The sequence below is a fragment of the Oleiphilus sp. HI0123 genome, from assembly GCF_001635315.1.
Genome location: NZ_LWGE01001063.1, coordinates 1 through 5022, shown reverse-complemented (window position 1 = coordinate 5022; position 5022 = coordinate 1). Strand labels below are relative to the sequence as shown.

The window sequence follows — 5022 nt, the reverse complement described above, 5'->3', positions numbered from 1 at the left end:
GATACCTTTTAAGGTGCCTTTTGGTAATGCTGAGGCAACTGCTACTTTCTGAATGTTCATTTCAACACCCTCAGAAACTTCAACCTTAACAAACTCTTCTGAAACTTTTGTGACCTTACCAGCGATACCGCCATTCGTCACAATCTCGTCACCTTTGCTTAATTCAGAAACCAGATTTCTATGCTCTTTGGCACGCTTTGACTGTGGCCTCCACATCAAGAAGTAAAAAATCAGGATAAAGCCACCAAAGAATACCAACTGCATCATTGCACTTGGGCCTTGAGGTGAAACAGGCGCGCCTTCAGCCAGGCTAAGCGCAGAGTACATGCAGAAAGTCAGAAACAGACCAATTTTAGCGATTAATTTCATTAAGGGTTCCCCTTGTTTAGTTCTAATAGTTAGCAGTAAAATTTTTTAACTGAGCAACACTTTATTCTGCTGCGCCAGCTGTTAATTCTGGTGTTGTTTCGCCTCTTTGGGCATAGAAGGTATCAACAAAGGCCGACAATTTACCTTGTTCGATGGCCTGACGCAATCCACTCATTAAGTTCTGATAATATCTTAGGTTATGAATTGTGTTGAGTTGCGCGCCTAGCATCTCTTTACACTTATCTAAATGATGAAGATAGCTACGACTAAAGTTCTTACAGGTATAGCAGTCACATTGTTCATCGAGCGGAGATGGGTCTTCTTTATGAGCTGAATTTCTTATCTTGATAACACCCGTTGAAGTAAACAAATGGCCGTTGCGAGCATTTCTTGTCGGCATTACGCAGTCAAACATATCGATACCGCGACGAACAGACTCAACCAAGTCTTCAGGCTTCCCTACTCCCATTAAATAACGAGGCTTATCTTCAGGCATTTTATAGCCGATATGATCAAGCACCTTCATCATTTCTTCTTTCGGTTCACCAACAGATAAGCCACCAATGGCATAACCATCGAAGCCAATATTGGCTAAGCCTTCCAGGCTTTCATCACGCAAGTGCTCATACATTCCGCCCTGCACAATGCCAAATAAAGCTGAAGGGTTATCACCGTGAGCCTGTTTACTACGTTCAGCCCAGCGCATCGATAGCTCCATTGAACTACGTGCTTCTTCTTCCGTTGCAGGGTAAGGCGTACATTCGTCAAAAATCATAACGATATCTGAACCAAGCTTACGCTGAACTTCCATTGAGATTTCAGGCGTCAGCTCTACTTTAGAACCATTGATAGGGGACTTGAATGTTACACCCTTCTCGCTGATCTTACGCATATCTCCGAGGCTAAAAACCTGAAAACCTCCAGAATCAGTCAGAATTGGTTTATCCCATTGGATAAAGTCATGCAAAGTACCATGTTTCTCAACAATGTCGGTGCCCGGTCTTAGCATTAGATGAAAAGTATTTCCGAGAATAATATCCGCGCCAATCTCTTCGATATCCTTAGGTAGCATGCCTTTTACCGTACCGTAAGTGCCAACCGGCATAAACGCAGGGGTCTGTATTTTCCCACGTGGAAAGTCAATTTCTCCACGTCGAGCCAAGCCATCTGTCTGGCTGACCTTAAAGGACATACAACAATTCGATTCACTCAATGTATTACTCCGAAATATTCCCGCTAGAGGGATTTAGAAACATCGCATCACCATAACTGAAAAAGCGATACTTATTTGCAACAGCCTGCTCATAAGCATTTAAGATATTTGCCTGGCCTGAAAATGCAGATACCAACATTAATAGGGTCGATTTCGGCAAATGAAAGTTAGTAATCAGTGCATCGACACTTTTAAACTCATAACCTGGGAAAATAAATATCTCAGTATCACCGGTAAAAGCCTTAAGCTCGCCTGACTGGCTGGCAGATTCAAGACTACGAACACTAGTTGTGCCGACGCAAATAACACGACCACCTTTTCGACGAGTCGCAGTCACTTTATCAACCACGTCTTGAGTCACTTCAATCCATTCCGAATGCATTTCGTGGTCTTTAATATCGTCAACCTTTACTGGCTGGAAGGTTCCAGCACCAACATGCAAGGTAACAAAAGCTGTATCAACGCCTTTTGCTTTAAGCCTTTCAATAAGCTCATCATCAAAGTGCAAGCCTGCCGTAGGCGCTGCTGCCGCGCCTGGCTTATCGGCATAGACAGTTTGATAACGATCCTGATCCATATCCTCATCACCACGCTCAATATACGGAGGTAAAGGAATGTGGCCGTACTTTTCAAGCAGATCAAAAACCTCTAAAGACTCGGTCTCAAGAATAAACAGTGCATTCTGTCGCCCCTTCATTTCGATTACTTGCGTGCTACCATCGTCGGTATCAACAAGAATCTTGCTACCTTCTTTAGGGGAACGGCTAGACCTGACATGCGCTAAAAACGTATGACTATCAATCATTCGCTCAAAAAGAATTTCCAGTTTGCCGCCACTTTCTTTCTTCGCAAACAAACGCGCTGGAACAACCTTGGTATCATTGAATACCAGTAAGTCGTTTTCATTAACCAGCTCATAAACATCAGCAAAGGATCGATGAGCTAGTTTCCCCTCACTACCTTCGACCACCAACAAACGGCTTTGGCTTCGCTCTTCTGTCGGGTAGTTAGCAATTAGCTCGGGCGGCAAGTCAAAATCAAAATCAGAAACTTTCATACCGTCTTAGATTCTCGGTGTTTCACAGACAACGTCAGCATTTTGAGCACGATGGCGCATTAGGTGATCCAACAAAACCATTGCCATCATCGCTTCAGCAATGGGCGTAGCACGAATACCCACGCATGGGTCGTGACGCCCTTTGGTTGATACTTCAATCTGATTGCCTGCTGTATCGATACTTTTACCCGGCAAATGAATGCTTGAGGTCGGCTTCAAAGCCATATGCGCAACAATATCCTGCCCTGTTGAAATACCGCCTAAGACACCGCCCGCGTGATTCGAAAGAAACCCTTCCGGCGTCATCTCATCTCTATGCTCTGTGCCCTTTTGCTCAATACAATCAAAACCTGCACCAATTTCCACACCTTTTACGGCATTGATACTCATGAAGGCATGCGCCAGCTCGGCATCTAGCCTATCGAAGATCGGCTCTCCCAAACCTGGCGGCACATTGCGTGCAACAACAGAAATTTTCGCGCCAATAGAGTTACCCTCTTTATTCAGCGCTTTCATATAATCTTCCATCTCACCGACTTTATCGGCGTCAGGGCAGAAAAATGGATTGTCATTGACGATAGACATATCCACCTTCTCAACTTTAATTGGACCAAGCTGGGACAAGTAACCGTTGATTTCAATACCAAACGATTGTTTCAGGTATTTCTTAGCGATAGCACCCGCTGCAACACGCATTGCTGTTTCTCGAGCAGAAGAACGACCGCCCCCGCGGTAATCCCTGAAGCCATATTTCTGGTTGTAAGCATAATCAGCATGCGCAGGTCTAAAGGTCGTTGCGATATTCGAGTAGTCTTTTGAGCGCTGGTCCGTATTCTTAATCAACAAACCAATGGGCGTTCCCGTTGTTTTCCCCTCAAAGATACCAGAAAGGATCTCAACTTCATCAGCCTCTTTACGCTGCGTAGTGTAGCGCGATGTGCCCGGCTTCCGACGATCAAGGTCGACCTGTAAATCTTCTTCACTAAGCTCTATCCCCGGAGGGCAACCATCAACAATACAGCCTATCGCTTTTCCATGGCTCTCACCAAAAGAAGTGACTGTAAAAAGCTTTCCAAACGTATTACCCGACATACTATCTGCCTCTTTCTCTAGTTAAACGCTTTTGAGCGTTCAACAATAATATTCAATTCTATACCCAAGGGTAGTTTCTTAATTCTTGTGCGCGAATCACAAACACGCCGTGCCCACCCTGTTCGAACTCAACCCAAGTAAAGGGAAAATCAGGATAAGCCTCTTCTAACGCTTCCCAACTATTTCCAACCTCGACAATCATTAGGCCGTCATCACTTAAGTGCTTCGCACTTTCCGTTAGAATTCGTCTGACAATATCCAGCCCGTCAGGCCCTGCAACCAAGCCTAATACAGGCTCAGCACTATACTCTTCGGGCATGCTGTCAAAATCGTTTTGATCAACATAAGGCGGATTCGACAAAATTAAATCGTAACGAACATGTTCACCATCCGAGAACTGCGAAGGATCGCTCAAAGCACTGAAAAGATCAGAGGAAAACGCCTGAACCCGGTCATTTAATTCATACAATTCAATATTCGACTTTGCCACGGCCAGGGCATCGACTGATATATCAAACAAATCCACCTGCGCCTCTTCAAACTCCAAAGCGGCAGCGATGCCGATGCAACCACTTCCGGTACATAAATCAAGCACTCGCTCAGGCTCATTTAATAGCCAAGGTTCCATATGATGCTCGATGAGTTCGGCAATCGGAGAGCGAGGTATGAGCACTCGCTCATCGACATTGAAGCGCAAACCACAAAACCAAGCTTGTTTGGTGATATAAGCCAGTGGCTCTCGGCCTTTTGTTCTGCGCTTAATCGCATCTAAGATAAGCGCCTTCTCTTCGTCTGCCAGACGACAAGACCATAGTTCAGTCGAAAAATCCCAAGGCAGATCTAATAACTGAAGAACCAGGCTGACTGCCTCATCCCAGTTGTTGTCAGTACCATGGCCACAATAAACCTGTTCACGATTCAAACTCGAAAAAGTGTAACGAATAAAATCAGCTATCGTCTGCAAATTTGACTCACTACTTGATGCACTGCTAGCAAGTTCAGAAGAACGGGTTTGAGTCTGAGGCACGCGGGCTAATTCCTAATATCGAAAAAGCCCGCAATTATATAGAGAATCGGCAGCTGGGGGAATGGGAGACACCGAAGTCAGCAGCTAAATTTAGATTGCCTTAGTATCAAAAGCTAAATTCTTGCCAAACTTTAGCGACAACTGATCCCCTTTGTGTAGCTGCCCCACCCCCTTCGGCGTTCCGGTAAGAACAACGTCACCTGGGTTGAGCGTGAAAAAGGTACTCATATGCGCAATAAGTGGCGCGATCGGGTTCAACATATC

6 protein-coding genes are annotated in these 5022 nt (G+C 45.0%); all 6 read right to left on the bottom strand.

What is annotated here, in order from left to right:
* Window positions 1-267, bottom strand: a 267-nt coding sequence (yajC, locus tag A3761_RS09850) for a preprotein translocase subunit YajC (protein WP_231872197.1), incomplete at its 3' end; no start/stop codon positions are given.
* A gap of 163 nt (window positions 268-430) precedes the next feature.
* The gene (gene tgt / locus A3761_RS09845) at window positions 431-1561 is read right to left on the bottom strand and encodes a tRNA guanosine(34) transglycosylase Tgt (protein WP_068510630.1); all 1131 of its coding nucleotides are present in this window, start codon (window positions 1559-1561) and stop codon (window positions 431-433) included.
* 25 nt (window positions 1562-1586) lie between these two features.
* The gene (gene queA, locus A3761_RS09840) at window positions 1587-2639 is read right to left on the bottom strand and encodes a tRNA preQ1(34) S-adenosylmethionine ribosyltransferase-isomerase QueA (RefSeq protein ID WP_068553245.1); all 1053 of its coding nucleotides are present in this window, start codon (window positions 2637-2639) and stop codon (window positions 1587-1589) included.
* A 6-nt stretch (window positions 2640-2645) separates the two neighbouring features.
* The gene (aroC, locus tag A3761_RS09835) at window positions 2646-3731 is read right to left on the bottom strand and encodes a chorismate synthase (protein WP_068567423.1); all 1086 of its coding nucleotides are present in this window, start codon (window positions 3729-3731) and stop codon (window positions 2646-2648) included.
* Window positions 3732-3789: 58 nt separating this feature from the next.
* Window positions 3790-4758, bottom strand: coding sequence for a 50S ribosomal protein L3 N(5)-glutamine methyltransferase (gene prmB, locus A3761_RS09830; RefSeq protein WP_068553249.1), 969 nt, complete (start codon window positions 4756-4758; stop codon window positions 3790-3792).
* Window positions 4759-4848: 90 nt separating this feature from the next.
* Complete coding sequence (locus A3761_RS09825) at window positions 4849-4986, bottom strand: fumarylacetoacetate hydrolase family protein (protein WP_231881203.1); 138 nt, start codon at window positions 4984-4986, stop codon at window positions 4849-4851.
* Between the last annotated feature and the right edge of the window lie 36 nt (window positions 4987-5022).

Coding starts and splice junctions, on each gene's coding strand:
- tgt (WP_068510630.1), bottom strand. CDS start 1,561: ATGTCCTTTAAGGTCAGCCAGACAGATGGCTTGGCTCGACGTGGAGAA.
- queA (WP_068553245.1), bottom strand. CDS start 2,639: ATGAAAGTTTCTGATTTTGATTTTGACTTGCCGCCCGAGCTAATTGCT.
- aroC (WP_068567423.1), bottom strand. CDS start 3,731: ATGTCGGGTAATACGTTTGGAAAGCTTTTTACAGTCACTTCTTTTGGT.
- A3761_RS09825 (WP_231881203.1), bottom strand. CDS start 4,986: ATGAGTACCTTTTTCACGCTCAACCCAGGTGACGTTGTTCTTACCGGA.